This window comes from [Pseudopropionibacterium] massiliense (assembly GCF_900607225.1).
Classification (GTDB): domain Bacteria; phylum Actinomycetota; class Actinomycetes; order Propionibacteriales; family Propionibacteriaceae; genus Arachnia; species Arachnia massiliensis.
Map to the genome: position 1 here is coordinate 92539 of NZ_LR027842.1, position 15721 is coordinate 108259.

At 65.7% G+C, this 15721-nt stretch carries 14 protein-coding genes; 9 read left to right on the forward strand and 5 right to left on the reverse strand.

Going from position 1 to position 15721, the window contains the following annotated elements; translation table 11 throughout:
* Positions 1–196, reverse strand: a 196-nt coding sequence (locus E0E39_RS15615; protein ID WP_207302367.1) for a hypothetical protein, incomplete at its 3' end; no start/stop codon positions are given.
* Positions 197–243: 47 nt separating this feature from the next.
* Positions 244–1149, reverse strand: coding sequence for a Sir2 family NAD-dependent protein deacetylase (locus E0E39_RS00410; RefSeq protein WP_130872982.1), 906 nt, complete (start codon positions 1147–1149; stop codon positions 244–246).
* Between the two features lie 424 nt (positions 1150–1573).
* Here E0E39_RS00410 and E0E39_RS00415 point away from each other — a divergent pair, with 424 nt between their 5' ends.
* Positions 1574–4396: an Ig-like domain-containing protein gene (locus E0E39_RS00415; RefSeq protein WP_130872983.1), complete on the forward strand. Its 2823-nt coding sequence runs from the start codon at positions 1574–1576 to the stop codon at positions 4394–4396.
* A 77-nt stretch (positions 4397–4473) separates the two neighbouring features.
* Entirely contained in the window at positions 4474–4950 is a 477-nt protein-coding gene (locus E0E39_RS00420; protein ID WP_130872984.1) for an aminoacyl-tRNA deacylase, read from the forward strand.
* 200 nt (positions 4951–5150) lie between these two features.
* Here the strand turns inward: E0E39_RS00420 and E0E39_RS00425 are convergent, their stop codons facing one another.
* Entirely contained in the window at positions 5151–6134 is a 984-nt protein-coding gene (locus E0E39_RS00425) for a CPBP family intramembrane glutamic endopeptidase (protein ID WP_130872985.1), read from the reverse strand.
* Positions 6135–6264: 130 nt separating this feature from the next.
* Positions 6265–7536, reverse strand: a complete 1272-nt coding sequence (locus E0E39_RS00430) for a sensor histidine kinase (RefSeq protein WP_165444575.1) — start codon at positions 7534–7536, stop codon at positions 6265–6267.
* Positions 7537–7758: 222 nt separating this feature from the next.
* Between E0E39_RS00430 and E0E39_RS00435 the strand changes: the two genes are divergently transcribed.
* The 7 genes from E0E39_RS00435 (at position 7759) to E0E39_RS00465 (ending at position 14125) form a co-directional block, all read left to right on the forward strand.
* Positions 7759–8442, forward strand: coding sequence for a response regulator transcription factor (locus tag E0E39_RS00435; RefSeq protein WP_130872987.1), 684 nt, complete (start codon positions 7759–7761; stop codon positions 8440–8442).
* 438 nt (positions 8443–8880) lie between these two features.
* The gene (locus E0E39_RS00440) at positions 8881–10584 is read left to right on the forward strand and encodes an Ig-like domain-containing protein (RefSeq protein ID WP_130872988.1); all 1704 of its coding nucleotides are present in this window, start codon (positions 8881–8883) and stop codon (positions 10582–10584) included.
* Positions 10585–10934: 350 nt separating this feature from the next.
* On the forward strand, positions 10935–11696 hold the full coding sequence (locus tag E0E39_RS00445; protein WP_130872989.1) for a hypothetical protein: 762 nt from the start codon (positions 10935–10937) through the stop codon (positions 11694–11696).
* A complete protein-coding gene (locus E0E39_RS00450) occupies positions 11693–12646 on the forward strand; it encodes a MinD/ParA family ATP-binding protein (RefSeq protein ID WP_130872990.1) in 954 nt (317 codons plus the stop codon). Before E0E39_RS00445 ends, E0E39_RS00450 begins: the two co-directional genes overlap by 4 nt.
* Before the next feature lie 147 nt (positions 12647–12793).
* Entirely contained in the window at positions 12794–13093 is a 300-nt protein-coding gene (locus E0E39_RS00455) for a hypothetical protein (RefSeq protein ID WP_130872991.1), read from the forward strand.
* Positions 13094–13161: 68 nt separating this feature from the next.
* Positions 13162–13722, forward strand: coding sequence for a helix-turn-helix transcriptional regulator (locus tag E0E39_RS00460; RefSeq protein ID WP_130872992.1), 561 nt, complete (start codon positions 13162–13164; stop codon positions 13720–13722).
* Between the two features lie 7 nt (positions 13723–13729).
* On the forward strand, positions 13730–14125 hold the full coding sequence (locus E0E39_RS00465) for a hypothetical protein (protein WP_130872993.1): 396 nt from the start codon (positions 13730–13732) through the stop codon (positions 14123–14125).
* 264 nt (positions 14126–14389) lie between these two features.
* Here the strand turns inward: E0E39_RS00465 and E0E39_RS00470 are convergent, their stop codons facing one another.
* Complete coding sequence (locus tag E0E39_RS00470; protein ID WP_130872994.1) at positions 14390–15205, reverse strand: glycoside hydrolase family 16 protein; 816 nt, start codon at positions 15203–15205, stop codon at positions 14390–14392.
* Positions 15206–15721 lie beyond the last annotated feature (516 nt).

Consider the following 15721-nt stretch of genomic DNA (forward strand, 5'->3'; position numbering starts at 1 on the left):
CGTCGGTGTCCTTGACGCCTGATCCGTCGCCGTCTCCTGTGCCGTCGTCGTCTGTTCCGGTTCCGGGGGTGACGGTGACCCCGACGGTTCCGGTTCCGGTTCCGACGCCGGTCAGGCCCGGCCTGCCGAAGACCGGCGCCTGATCACGGCAACATCTCACATGGGCCCCGATCCCGTCAGGGATCGGGGCCCTCATGTCACCGACCTGACTTCCTGATACCGGTCGCGGGAGCCCGTGCCGATTCAGCTGGTCCGCGATGCCCTCGCCCAGAAGGGCAGAATCCGCTCCAGGCGGCCGTGGACACGCAGAGTGGCCAGGTCGTCGGCCCGGGTGGCCCCGTCTCCCGCGATGATCACGTCCTTTCCCTGTTTCACGGCCCGGCGCGCGAACCGCAGGCCGCTCATCACCGTCAGCGTGGAACCCAGCACGAGAAGAACATCGGCGGCGTCGAACAGGGCGTTGGCGGCCTCCACCGTCTCGCGCCGGGCGTTCTCGCCGAAGTAGACGACATCCGGTTTGAGCATGCCGCCGCAGACGGGACACGCGGGATACACGAACCCGGTCATGTCGTCGATCTCCGCATCACCATCGGGTGCGGTGCGGGCCCTCTCCGCCAGAGCGTCGAGGCCGGCGGCGAGGCCTGGATTGAGAGCCAGCAGCCGGGACTGCAGGTCCGCGCGTCCGGAGAACCTCCCGCAACCGAGACAGACCACGCGTGCCAGAGTGCCGTGGAGATCGACGACCGGAGCGGATCCCGCCGCCTGGTGAAGGCCGTCGACGTTCTGCGTGATGATCCCGGTCAGCGGGGTGCGGCGGCCGATCTCGGCGAGGGCCAGGTGGGCGAGACCGGGACGGGCCGTCTCGAACCAACTCCAGCCCACCGTCGAACGGGCCCAGTAGCGGCGACGGCTGAGGTCGCTGCCGGTGAACTCCTCGAAGGTCATGGGCGAGCGCGGCACGGCGTCGCGACCGCGATAGTCGGGCAGGCCCGAGCCGGTGGAAATGCCCGCACCGGTGAGCACGACGGTGGGGCGGCCCCGGAACAGGTCGAGGGCGGCGGTCAGGTCGGCGTCGGACGAGACACGCCCGAACCCACCCCAATGTGCCCGGTGACGGGCATCGTCGCTTGTGGAGTCCCAGCCCGTCACCGAATCCGACCGGTACCCCCAGCGTGGAGGCTCCCTGCCCCACCAACCACAACAAACACGGCTGCTGACCGGGCGGGGCTTCTCAACGACCACCCGACACGACCTGCTGTTTGAATTCTTCAGTGAGGCTTAATTCATGGCCTCTCCGAAGCTGGTTGAGCCGGACCGCGACGAAGGAGCAGTCCACCTCGAAACCACCTCGCGGGTGTCTGAGGAATCCGGGGGTCGAGTGTGTTTCTCGGCCGCCGGGTGGTTTCGACACAGCCGTTCGCTGGCGCTCACGAGCTGGCTCAACCAGCATCCTGTGAACAAGCCTCGATGGACGGCATCTGCGTCGCTTGACATCAACCTTCCGCAATTCCTGAAAAGCAGGTCGTTCGGGAACTGATCGATGACATACAATGCCGTGACGAGGAGGAAGAAATTGAGGACAATCAGGACCCGCGGGAAGCGGAGATCGTTGGCGGTCTTCCTGGCATTTCTGATCGGCTTGGCCGGGATCGTGACAACGAGCTCCGAGGCAAGGGCCGACGAGGTTTCCGCCATCGACACGGCGAGCATCACACTCACGAAAATGGACGCCGAAGAGGCCGCGATCTACATGTGGAGCAACGTGAGGGTGGATGCGAACTGGAGCATCCCGGACGGCACCGGGAGGTCCGGTGACACCTTCAAGATCGTGCTGCCGAAGGAACTCGGGGGAGTCGAGGGCGCCTTCGACCTCCAGGGCCGGGCGGGCGATCCGCTGACCTATGGCACCTGCCAGATCACCAGGCCCGAGGTGGTCTGCACCTTCAACGCCAACGTGGAGGGCAAGAACAACGTCGGCGGCTCGCTCTGGCTGAAAACCCAGGTCGTCGCCCTGACGACGGCCTCCAAGCTCAACTTCGAGGTGAACAACGGGACGAAGGTGGATGTGCCGCTCCCCGACGGGCAGCAGGGCATCGACTACAAGCCCTACGTCCCGACCGAGATCGACAAGTCCGGGTGGTTCCCCGGCACCGACCAGACCGCCGTCCACTGGCGCATCGTGGTACCCGGGGTCCAGATCGCCGACCGCTCCAGAGTGACCATCATCGACGACTACCGGCAGGCGGGATCGAACCTCATCGTGTCCGAGGGACATCCGAAGATCTTCTGGATCCCCAGCACCCCGAAGTGCTGGAACGAACTCGGAACCGCGGAGTGCCGCAACGACCTGAGCGACTCCAGCGTGCCGTCGAGCACCGTCACGGTCGACGACGACAAGGACCAGGTGAGTGTCATCCTCGACAACAACGGCCAGAACTTCCAGGCCGACCGGATCTACGTGTTCGACCTGGAGATCAAGACCGACGGCGAAATCCCCGTCGGATCCCAGTACGTCAACCGGGGCTTCGTGGACGGCGTGCTGCGCACCGCCCGCGCCGAGAAAACCTCCTCGGGTGGCGGCACAGGAGCCGGCGACGCCGTCGGGCACATCAGCGTGAAGAAAACCGTTGCGAACGGCAACGTCCCCGGTGACACCATGTTCCCGGTGACCTGGACCTACCAGTACAAGGGCGCCACCCACACCGGAGAACTGTCCGTCAAGGGCGACGGCACCGTGGAAACTCTGAACAACATCCCCAACGGTGTGGTCGTCACGTTCACGGAGAGGATCCCGGCGGTTTCCGGGGTCGATTTCGGCGATCCCGTGTTCTCCGGTACCGGGGTGGCCGACGGGGTTCCGGACGCCAACAGCGCCCAGGTCACCGTCGAGGGCTTGAAAACCGCCGAGGTGACCCTCATCAATCCGGTCAATCCGAAGCTGGCCACGGTCAGCGTGACTCCGGGGGTGTGTGCCCCGGGTGCGGCGGAGCCGTCGGACCCCACGGTTGAGATCGCTCCCACCGACGGGATCACGTATTCGGCGCCGGAGTTCACCAAAGCCGGGGATCAGGTGACGGTCAAGGTGACCGCCACCCCGGCGGCGGGCCGGGAAATCGATGACCAGAACCTTCCGAGCGGATGGGTCGCCAACGGGGACGGCACCTTCACCTTCACCACGACGGTCACCCAACCGACCTGCATCCGCGACGTGGTGCCGGCCGTCCCGAACGTGACTCCGGGCGCGTGCCCGGTGGATTCGACCACCCCCACCCGGCCGGGCGTCACGGGGATCGACGACACCGGACAGATCGACTACGGGGAACCCGTCTTCGTCGTGAACGGCGACCGGGTGACGGTGACCGTGACCGCCACCGCGAAGACCGGGCACCGGATCGATGTGGCGAACCTGCCCGAGGGGTGGGGTGTGGTCGGTGGTGTGGTGACCTACACCTCGACGCTCACCCAGCCGAGGTGTGCGGTGCCGGTGGTCCCGAGGATTGATGCGGGTACGTGTCCGGCGGATTCGCTGACCCCGACGCCTCCGAGCGCGTCGATCGATGAGGTGGAGGGCCTGGAGTTCTCCGAACCGAGGATCGAGGTGAGGGACGGCAAGGTGACCGTTTCTGCTGCTGCGACGGCGAAGACGGGGTATCAGATCGGCGGTCCGTTGCCGGAGGGGTGGACGCGGGTGGACGAAACCTCCGCCACCTTCACCACCACCAAGGACCAACCGGTGTGTCAGCCCACGAAGGTGATTCCGGTGGCACCGACGGTCTCGGCGAGCGTCTGCAAGGCAGATTCCACCACGCCCAGCGAACCCGAGATCACGCTGCCGACCACCGAGGGCATCACCTACGCGGTGACCAGCCGTGAGGTCGTGGGCGGAAAGTTCAGGTACACCGTCACCGCGAGCCCGGCTAACGAGGTGTTCGCGATCGACACCGACAATCTCGGTGCGGGCTGGGGAGCCCCCGTGAACGGGGCCTCAACCTACACCGGTGAGGTCGACGTTCCCACATGCGTGGTTCCGGTGGTTCCGAGGATTGATGTGGGGTCCTGTCCTGCCGGGGCGACCACTCCGACTGCTCCGAGTGCGGTCTTTGATGAGGTGGAGGGTCTGGAGTTCTCCGAGCCGAGTATCGAGGTGAGGGACGGCAAGGTGAGGGTCACGGCCACCGCTACGGCGAAGGCCGGATACCAGATCGGTGGTCCGCTGCCCGAGGGGTGGACGCGGGTGAACGAGACCTCCGCCACCTTCACGACGGTGAAGGACCAGCCGGCCTGCGGCGTCTCGCCGACACCGACGGCCCCTCCGTCGGTGACCCCGACCCCGGTCCCGACGGCAACCGTCACGCCGACCCCGATCAGGCCCGGTCTGCCGAAGACCGGCGCCTGATCCCGAACACCCGAGGGCTGGCCCCGATTCCACGGAATCGAGGCCAGCCCTCATTCGAGGCGCCGTAGACTCGCCCCATGGACGACACCCCAGCGCTCAGGAGACTCCGGGAACTCGGGGTGGAGCACACCGAGGTGCGGCACGGGCCCGTCGGTTCGGTCGCGGAGGCGGCGGCGGTGCGTGGCATCGATGTGCGCGACCTCGTGAAGACCATCGTCGTGCGTCGCGGCGCCGGCGACTACGTCTTCGTCCTGGTGCCCGGGGACCGCGAGTTCTCCTGGTCGAAGTTGCGGACCCTGCTCGGGGTCTCCCGGCTCTCAATGCCCGATGCCGCCGAGGCAAAACGGGCCACCGGATATGAACGGGGCACCATCACACCCTTCGGTTCCACCCATCCCTGGCCGGTGTTCGCCGATTCCTCCATCGTCGGCCGGTCCATCTCCATGGGAGGCGGGGCCCACGGGGTGGGAGTGAAACTCCAGGCCGACGACGCGATCGCGGCCCTCGACGCCACGGTCGCCGACCTGACCGCTCCGTCTTCCCACGCCGGCTGAGCCGGCCAGATCCATCGAGGCTTAATTCATGGCCCTCCCCAAGTGTGCGCTGACCAGGAGTTTTCCGACCGGCACACCGTCTGTGAATAAGCCTCATCGTTATGTTACGTGGAAAACTTTTGGTCATATCGTGAAAGGTTTTGTGCCGTACACGGCACAAAACCTTTCCGAATGACATAACGATTCCGTCGGGTGATTCTTCAGCCAGCGGCGGGAGTGCTGGGTTGGGAAGTGTTGTCCCGCTTGAGGATGATGGCGCCTGCGATGAAGAGGATCACGATGACGGGCCAGCCTCCCCATCCGGTGAATGCGGCGGCGACGGGGTCGTAGGGGTGGTTGACGTCGTTGAGAGGCGCGAAGATGAGCAGTGCTGGCGCTATGGCGTTGATGGCGGCGTGGGCGGATGCTGCTGCCCAGACGGAGCCGCCCCAGTTCATGAGGAGCTGGATGGGGATGGTCAGGCCTGCGCAGGTGATGATGAACATGAGGACGCCGAGCTGGGGGTTGTCGGGGTAGTTGTGCCCGAGCAGGATGATGGGGGCGTGCCACAGACCCCAGATGATGGCGGTCAGGGCGAGGGAGGCGGTGACGCCGAGGCGGTCGCGCAGGCGTGGGTAGAGCCAGGCATGCCAGCCGATCTCCTCACCCAGGGCTCCCACCATGCCGGCCAGGAACAGCATGGGGATGACTCCTGCCATTCGCGGCCAGAAAGCGTCCCACACCTGGGAAGTGGTGAGTCCGGTCTGCCCTGATGCTTCCAGGACCTTTTGGAATTCGGAGAGGTTCATCAGGTCGAAGTGGTAGGTGCCCAGCAGGGCCGAGGAACCGAGGGAGGCGAGGATCAGGATGAAGGCGATGGGGATGGAGAGCAGTGACCAGAGGAGGGTTTTCTTCCAGACCCCTTTCAGGCTGATCTTGAGGGTGGAGAACAGGGGCTTCTTCTCGATGAAGCGGACCACCGCTGCTGCTGCCACCGCCGGGGTCCACATGAAGGTGGTGGAGAAGATTGTGCCGATGAGTGTTGTGGGTCCGGCGTTGAGCAGGAGCCCCGGGATGAACATCATCCATCCCAGGCCGAAGGCCAGGGCTGTGTAGATGATGATCGGTTTCCACGACCGGTCGACGGTGTTCTCGGCCGGCGCGGAGACCGACCGGGCGGGTCGGGACATGGGGATTTTTGACATGGATTTCTCTTTCCAGTGAGAAGATTTCTGCTCGCGTCGTGAAAGGTTGTGTGTCGAGTGCGACGCAAAACCTTTCCGAATGACATGACGACAGGAGACCGGGGATGGTCAGGGCAGAAGCCCGAGATGTTCAGGACTCGACGGGGAGTGTGATGTGCGCGGACGTCGGACCGCCAATCGGGCTTTGGATCACCAGGAGGCCGTCGAAGGCCGCCAGGCGTCGTTCGATTCCGCGCAGACCGGTGCCGGTTTCGGGATTGGCCCCGCCCCGACCATCGTCGGTGACGCTGATCCGCAGCTCGTCGTTCTCGACCCGCAGGTCAATGTCGACCCGGTTGGCGCCGGAGTGTTTCACCACGTTGCCCAGCAGCTCGGAGACCGCGAAGTAGGCAGCCGACTCCAGTGCCGGACCCACTCGCTCGGGAATCTCGATGTTCACCTCCGCAGATATCGCACAGTCCGCCGCCAGGGCCCTCACGGCGTCGCCCAGCCCGCGGTCGGCCAGCACCGGAGGATGGATTCCGCGCACCAGGTCACGCAGCTCGCCGAGTGCCGTGGCGGAGGCGTTCTTGGCCTCGGTCAGCAGCGCCTCGGCGGCCTCCGGGTTGCTGCGCATCATTGCTTGGGCGGTGTTGATGGTCATGCCCATCGCCACCAGACGGGCCTGGGTGCCGTCGTGGAGGTCGCGTTCGATGCGGCGCAGCTCGGCCGCGGAGGAGTCGCGGGTCTCCCGCCGGGTCTGTGACAGGGCAGCCATCCGGGTGCGCTTGGTCGGGCCCAGCGCCCACCGAACGAAACGGCTGTGCAGCTTCACCCACCAGGGTGCGAGAAGCAGCCCGGCGAGCAGCACCAGCAGGCCGGGAATGGGCATGAAGGGCGCGGTGGTCTCGTTCACGGGGACGAACAGGTAGAAACTGCCGTCGGGCCAGTTCTTGGCGAACGGTTCCCAGATGATGGGCATCGCCAACCCCAACAGCCCGCCGATGACAGTGGCCATGCTGAAAAGCGCGAGCATGGGGGAAACGCACAGGTCCATGAGCAGCCAGGCGACGTCGCGCCAGGTTCCGGGGTCCTTCACAAGCCGCACGGCCTCGTCGAACCGGCCCCTGAAACCCGGCTCGGCCGGTGGCAGCGGCAGGTACGGGGACTCGACCCGGATCCCCGACCACTGATGGGCCATGCGGCGTTTCCATTCGGCCAGTGATCGCATCGCCTTCACCGCGACGGGCACCAGCAGGATTCCGATGCCGAGTGGGATCAGGGCGGCGGCCATCCAGATCGCGAAGAACAGTGCGATCGACACCGGCCACAGGGTCAGCAGCAGAAGACACCGGCCGAGGGCTCGCAAGCTCGAACCGATGACCGATCTGCGTGAGGCCGGTGCGCTGAGGTGGGTGTTCATGTCATCTCCTTGACTCTCTGATGCCCACAATCCTGCTGGCGTCCGGCCCGGAAAACAGTGGTGAAAATACCACTTTTCAGAATGGTCCGAACCGGGCTGCGACGGAGAAGCTGCCCGTGTCGAAACCATCTGATGATTGGGCTGCACACCCGGCCTCGGGAAACACCCTGCCCCGCGTAGCCTCGTGTGGGATGGCAGACTCCTTCCCGGAGGTGATGAGTGGTGCGTGTGTTGATTGCTGAGGACCAGTTCCTGTTGCGCGACGGTCTCAGCCGGATGCTGCAGGCGCTGGGCAATGAGGTCGTCGCGGTCGTACAGACCGCTTCCGAGCTGCGCAGGGCGTTGCTGACCGAGGACGTGGACGTCGCCATCGTGGACGTTCGGCTGCCCCCGACGTTCACCGACGAAGGACTGCGAATCGCGATTGAGGCCCGCAGGAAACGCCCCGGGCTGCCGGTGCTGGTGCTCTCGCAGTACGTCGAAACCCTCTACGCCCGCGAACTCATGGAGGACAGGCGCGGCGGGGTGGGTTACCTCCTCAAGGACCGCGTGCTGGGTGGCGATCAGTTCCTCGACGCCGTGCAGCAGGTGGCGGCCGGGGGCACCTGCCTCGACCCGGAGGTCGTCGCCCGGATCCTCGGACGCCGCACGGGACGTCCCCCGCTCGACCGACTCACCCCGAGGGAGATCGAGACCCTGACCCACATGGCGCAGGGCAAGACGAACGCCGCGATCGCCAGGGCGATGTTCGTGACCGAGAAGGCCGTCGCCAAGAACGTGAACAACATCTTCTGCAAGCTCCAGCTGGCGCCCTCCGGCGACGACAACCGTCGCGTCATCGCCGTGCTGCAGTACCTGGAGGCATCCGACCCCGACACGTCCCCGCAGCCTCAGGCGGCTGGCTGAGCGGGAGAACTTGAACAGGAGACCGTGGCCCGGACATCTTGAGGTTTGTTCACAGGATGCTGGTTGAGCCAGCTCGTGAGCGCTGGCGAACGGCTGTGTCGAAACCAGCGGGCGGTCGAGAAGCACACTCGGACCCCGAGTCCTCGGATATCCACGGGGTGGTGTCGAGGTGGACTGCTCCTTCGTCGCGGTCCGGCCCAACCAGTTTCGGAGCGGCTGTGAACAAACCTCATTCACGAACACTTCCATCACGTTCAGACCCATCTCGGAATCAACAGGATCGCCGAAGGAGAATTGACGAAAGACGCCGGCGGATTCCGACGGATTGGACGATCGGTGCTTTTCGTCGCGGTGAGTGCTGACTTTGTGAACTGGCTGATGTACGGGTCGTCGAGAAAAGGGCAGGTGGCATAGAATTTCGTGGCATAAGGAGGGGAAATGTTGAAAACAGCCAAAGTTCGTGGAGCGAGAAGTTCGGTGGCGTTCTTCCTCGCATTTCTGCTCGGCCTGTTCGGGATTGTCGCAACGAGTTCCGATGCCAGGGCCGACGAGATCCCCGCGATCGACGTTTCCAGTATCAGAATCACGAAACTGACCGCCGAGGAAGCCGCGATTTACAAGTGGAGCGTCGCCCGGGTGGATGTGAACTGGAGCATCCCGGATGGTTCGGGGAAGGCCGGAGACACCTTCAGGCTCGTGCTGCCCAAGGAGCTCGGGGCGTTCGCAGACACCTTCGATCTGAGGGACGAGGATGACGAATCGCTCACCTATGGAAGATGCGAAGCCACCCTCGCGGAGGTCGTGTGCATTCTCAGCGAGAATGTTGAAAACAGACACGACGTCAACGGATCACTCTGGGTGAGGACCCAGGTGAAGGAATTGACGACGGCCAATACGCTTGAGTTTGAAACGAACAATGGGGTTAAGGTTCAGGTTCCGCTTCCCGACGGCCAGCGGGGAATTGGATACAACCCCGTCCTCCCGACCGAGACCAGCAAATCCGGGTGGTTCCCCGGAACCGACCGGACCGCCGTGTACTGGCGCGTCGTGATTCCCGGCTCCAAGATCTCCGGACACTCCAGCGTGACCATCGTCGACGACTACCGACAGGCGGGGGCCACGCTGACCGTGTCCGAGGGGGATCCCAAGATCTTCTGGGTCCCCGCGTCGCCCGAGTGCTGGGGAGAACTCAGCAGCTCGGCCTGCCGCCATGACCTGGGCAACGCCAGTGTGCCGTCGGCCGAGGTCGCCATCGACGAGGACAAGGACCAGGTGAGGGTCACCCTCGACAACAAGGGACAGAACTTCCAGACCGATCGGATCTACGTGTTCGATCTGGAGCTGAGGACCGGCGGGGACATCCCCATTGGGTCCAAGTACGTCAACCGGGCCACCGTGAGCGACAAGCAGCTCCTGGGCAGCGCCGAGAAGAACCACTCGTGCGCGGGCAGCGGGACCGGTGAGGTCGTCGGACACATCGGGGTGAAGAAGGTCGTCACCGGTGGCACGGTTGACCCCGGGGTCGCCTACCCGGTGACCTGGTCCTACCAGCACGGGGGCGCCACCCGCAGCGGCGAGTTGTCGCTGAAGGGCGACGGTACCGTGGAAACCCTCAACAACATTCCCGACGGGACTGTCGTGACCCTCACGGAGAAGGTTCCCTCCGTGGCGGGGGTCGGCTTCGGTGATCCCGCTTTCTCCGGGGAGGGCGTGACCGACGACACCCCGGATGCCAACAGCGCCCAGGTGACGGTCGCGGGCCTGAAGACCCTCGATGTGACCCTCACCAACCCGGTGGGCGCTCCGGCGAGCGATCGCGCGGTGAGCGACCATGCGGTTCTGGGTGCGGTCGATGTGCAGGTCGGGGTGTGTCCTCCCGGCGGCACCGAGCCGACGGAACCGTCGGTCAGGGTCACTCCCACCGACGGGGTCGTCTACTCCGAACCGAGGATCAGCAGCAACGGGAACCGCGCGACGATCCAGGTCACCGCAACCGCCGAGGCGGGCAGGACCATTGACGAGCAGAACCTGCCGGACGGATGGGCCGCCGCCGGGGACGGATCCTTCGTGTTCACCCGGACGGTCGCGATCCCCACGTGCGGGAAGGCCGTGAAACCCGGCCTGCCCAGAACCGGCACCTGAGGTACGCGACGATCTCGCGAAATGGACAGGACCCTTGACCTGATCGTGTCGGGGTCCTGTCCTCCTTTTGGTCGGGAACCTGATTCCTTCCGGTCCCGGAGAAGCTCGCTGACTAGGGGGTTCGTCGTCGAGGTGGCCCGGGTGACCGGGAAAACCCCTCCGAGGCGGCGCCGTCGAGGGAAGAGGGACTGTCGGTGAAGGGGGAGGTCATAGTAGCTTCATGCTTCCGGAAACCCGGCGCGCAGGAGGAGGGGCAGCATATTGGGCTGGCTCTCCGCAAGGGCTAGCCTAGGTACCGTTCGGGCATTGACTTTAGGTCAGGCGAAGCTCTCTCGACAGGAAGGAGACCCATGAAGTCGCCCTACTGGGACGTCATCATCACGGGTAGAAGTGATGCGACTGTCAATGGGGTGCAGGTCGAGATGGTGGTGCCCAGCAACGTCTACTCGTCGGTCTTCCAGCACCTCGCCACCGAGGCGCGCCAGGCCGGTCGTCCCGTGCTCGCCCGTGGCGTGGACGAGACCCGGGGCGGTCGGGTGTCGTGGTTCACGGTGGACGCCGATGGGCAGGCGGCCGCAGCGCAGCCGCCCGCGGCGATGTCCAACAGCACCCGGTCCGCGGCCCCCAGCAGGGCGGCCCTGCCGAAGCCGCGCCGCGCTCCCGCCCCGCAACCGGAAGCCGCCCACGAAGCCCCCGAACCATCGGTGGAGCCGTCGCCCGCCCGGGCCCTGGCCAAGGCGGAATCGCAGACCTCCAGCCCCAGGGTCTCGGCCTCCCCCGCGCGGGCGCGAATGCCGGAACCACCGGAGACCGGTGTCTCCCCGGTGCCGCCGGACGCACCTCCGCCATCCGAACCTCCCCGGCAGACGACGGCCCCCGGCCGCTCGGAGGCTCCCCGACAGCTGGAGGGACCCCGACCAGGGGTGCCGCGCAAGGCGCCGCCGGGCCCGGTCCCGCCGACGTCCGTGAGGCAGGCCCCGAAGCCCCCGGGGCCCCGCGGTCGAACCCCCGCAGACCGGACGGTCCCCGAGGCAGGGCCCCCCGAGGCCGAACCACAGGAGGTCTCCCCGCCCACGGCCTCCCGGATGTGCCGTTCCGATCGATCTCCATGAACGTGCCCGCGCCGCAGCCCTCCGTGCCGGATTCGGCGCCGTCGTCGCTGCTCGTGCGTCCTCCGAAGGCCGTGCCGCAGGGAGGACTCCGCGGCGCGATGTACCGGCTGACGTCGGGGCGTGTGAATTTCGGCCCCAGCCAGACCCAGATCCGTCTCGCGGAGAGGGATTCGCGGATCTCCCGGTCGCTGGAACGCCCCTACAGCACCGTGTTCCTCTCCTTCAAGGGTGGCATCGGCAAGACCTCGACGGCTGTCGGGGTGGGCCTGGCCCTCGCCCAGGCGCGGGGCGTGCCTCCCATCGCCATCGACGCCGACCCGGACTCGGGCGACCTGGCCGAGCGGTTGCTCGGCGAGGACGAGATGCTGCGGCTGCAACCGCGCAGCATCACCGACCTGGTTCGTGACATCCCACGGGTGAAGACGTGGACGGACCTGTCCGGCTACATCACACAGGTCGACCGGCTGCACGTCGTCGCGGGCGAGCAGGACCCGGCGGTCTCGGACAGCCTCACCGCCGACGGCTACCGGCGCGTCCACGAGCTCGTGCAGAACTTCTTCTCCGTGGTTCTCACCGACTGCGGCACCGGCGTGACACACAACGCCATGAGCGGGATCCTCGCGAAGGCCGACAGCGTGGTGATCGCCACCGGCTACGCCTTCTCCGGTGTCAAACGGGCCGTCAGCACCGTCGACTGGCTCGTGCATCACGGCTACGAGAAGTTGGCCCAGGAAGCGATCATCGTCCTCACCGACAAGGACAACGTGTCCATCCGGGTGCAGAAGGACATGGTGCGCACCCATCTGGCAAGTCACAGCCGGCATGTGTTCGTGGTGCCGAACGACCAGACCGTCGCCGACGGCGACCGCATCAGCCTGGAACGGGTCCATCCCCGCACGAAGGAGGCGTGGGCCGAGGTCGCCGCGGCCCTGATCGACGGCTACCAGTAGCCGGCGAAGTGAGGAGCGGGCAAGCCTAACGGAGACGTTCCCGGAAAGCCCGGAGGCGAGGCTGGGGCTATTCTTCTGTCATCCAAACGGCTTGAATCCCCGAGGGAGGACCATGCGTCGCGTCGTTGCTTCGGGCGCTATGCTCGTGTGCTGCAATCCCATGACCGGTGGCTGATCATGGGAGACGGGAAGGAACTCGATGCGGCAGCTCTCCGCAAGATGTACAAGGGGTACCCGGAGACAGCCAAGGTGCTGCTCGCGGCGCTGGATCGGGGATGGAGGGTGTGCAAGTTGGGGCACGGCGTCAAGATGTTCTGCCCCTTGGCCACGCGGGACGGGTGCATGCGCTCGGTGGCCGGGACCCCGCGCAGCGACGGCAATGAGGGGAAACGTCTCCGTCGCTTTCTGGAGAGCTGCGTCCATGAACCGGATTCCGGAACTGATTGATCTACGGGTAGGGTTGACTGTAGTCAACCGCTGGGTGTGGAATTGACAGCCGAGGACAGGAGAAGCTCATGCAGCGTGACTATGTTGTGACGTTCCTGGTCGAGGACGTACCTCGGGACGTTGAGGAAGCATTGCTGTCCGACGGGCGTTTCGCCGTCTCGCGACGGTGCGGTCGGACTCTGATCGAGGGCGAGGATTCCGCGGCCGATGCCGTCGCCGCCGCCAAGGCCATGGCCGAGCACCTGCGACTCAGCGGCGTGAGCGTACGCTCGGTCATGCCGGAGCTGGTCACGATGGCCGACATCCATCGCCGTTCGGGTGTGTCCAAGCAGGCCGTGTCGAAATGGGTGAACAACTCGAGGGACAACGAGTTCCCGGAGCCCCACTGTTTCACCGACAGCTCCCCGCTGTGGCAGTGGCAGTTCGTCAACGAATGGTTGCGGGCCAAGGGGCATCGGCACGACGACTGGGACGTCCCGACGGAAGCGGAGGTCGCCAGGATCAACGAATGGTTCGCCGCATCCCTCGATCCGAGGCGCCCGGCGGATCATCGCCCTACCATCACCAAGCGGGGGGAACCGCTCATGGCCACCACGCGGGCGTACAGGTATGACCGTGTCCCGGCCTGAGACGTGGGTGAAGTTCGTCCTGCATCTGTGTTCGTTCGCCCAGGAGGCAAACGGACTGCTCACGATCGTGGGCGCCGGAACCAACACGCACGTGCCAGGAGCGCCCCTGTATCTCGCAGGTTTCATCCATGGAACGCCCACCCAGCTCTGCGCTTCCGACCTGGTCGTCGATGTGAACGGTCCGGGTCACCGAAGCGAACTGCTGCGCGTGCCGCCACCGCCTCAGGAGGCTTTCGAGAATGCGGGCGAGGATGAGCAGGTGCGCATCACCCTGGCGTTCGACATGCGCCGCTGGGACGTGACGGACCTCAAACCCGGAGAATACGAGGTTCGCGTGAGTATTGGGGAAGAAACGGAAGCAATACGTCTGTTCTTTGATTGCCCACAGGCACCGGAGACGTAGGCCACGGGCAGGCGACTCTGGGATCGCGGTCCGGTGGGCCTGTCGCACCGATTGTCCACCTTCCCGTGGTTCGCCTGTCTTGTGGTCATGTGCTTGCGCTGTAGCGCTGGCGTTCCGGCGGTGCCACGAATGATGTGGAGCAGCGGGGTGGTCCCGACTCGGACCGCTACCCCGGCTCAACCGGTTTCAAAGGGTCCGAAGCGACGAGGCGCTGTGTGCCCGACCACCAGTCGGACGCACAGCGCCTCGTTCCCGCACCAGCTCCTAGCTCCTGGTGTAGTGCGCCACGTAGTCGATCTGGATGTCGGAGACCTGCGGGGTGAGGTCCCCCGGAACACCGCCGTCGACGGTCTCGGTGTGGCTCTCCTTGCCGTTGGGATCCATCGCGCCTGTCTGAACCCCGAACCACATCTGCGTGTCGGTGACGTTCGGCTGATCGATTCGGCCCCACTCCTTGCCGTCGATGGTGAAGATGATGTGATCCTGCTCCACGATCACGCCGTAGGTGTGCCAGCCGGTCATGTCCTCGTGGTCGACGAACTTGTGGTCCTGCTTGTCGTCGGAATCCCAGTGGTAGGTGCCCATGATCTCGGGTCCGTTGACCCGTCCCTCGGCGAAGTCGATCTCCGGGGGCCAGCTCTGGTTCTTCGGCCACAGCAGGAAGACGTAGCCGATGCCCTTGGCCTTCGGGAACTTCGCGCGAACCTCCCAGCGGCCACGCGAGGCCGAGAAGACCTTCTCGGTTCCGGTGCCGCCGGCGTGCCACTTGCCGCCCTTGTACTCGGTGCGCACGATCAACTCGCCGTTGCGCACGAACGTGTTCTCGTCGGACATCACCCCCATGGCGCCGTGTCCTACCTCGGGTTTGCCCCACCCGTAATGCTCCCAGCCCAGCTCCTCGAGGGAGGAGTCGAAGCCCTCGAAGTAGTCGATGTTCCAGCCGTTGATCTCGGCCTCGGAGCGGCCCTGGCCGGACGATCCCCCGGAGGTCTGCTGCGGCGCTGCGGACTCGGCCGCCGGGGACTGGTCGGACTCGGACGGGGAACTCAGGGGCGAACGCTCCCCCGACGCCCTCGACACGGAGGACTTCTCCGCGGCCGGGGAGTCACTCGCCGACGGCGTTGACGTGGAGGCTCCGGTCGATGACGACTCGGCTGCTGCCGACTGGGTTGGTGATTCGCTCGCCGTGGGTGAGCTCTCGCTCCCCGTAATTTCTGATGACGGCGTAACTGCTGCCTCCGCGCTGACGGCCCTGCTCGGGCTGGGCGATGCCGCCTTCGGAGTGACCCTGCTGGAACTGAGGGAGGCCGGGTTCGCGGCCACTTCCTGGTCCGTGCCGTGGGGTTGTAAGAACAACCCACCTGTGATCGTCGCGGCGGCAAGGCCCAGGGCCATCAGGGGTCGAGTTATTCGGTTTGGTATCAAAGTCCCTCCCTTAACGGTACGGAAGAACCCTAACTTGCGATCGGCCATCACCCAACCCCGATCGAACTCGGAAACCCGTGTGATCCCCACCAGAAGGGGAGCGACACGCTACGATTCAGGGACGAGCGGGTCGGGGGGTCGGTACGGCACCCGCAGGTTCTTGAGGAGCCC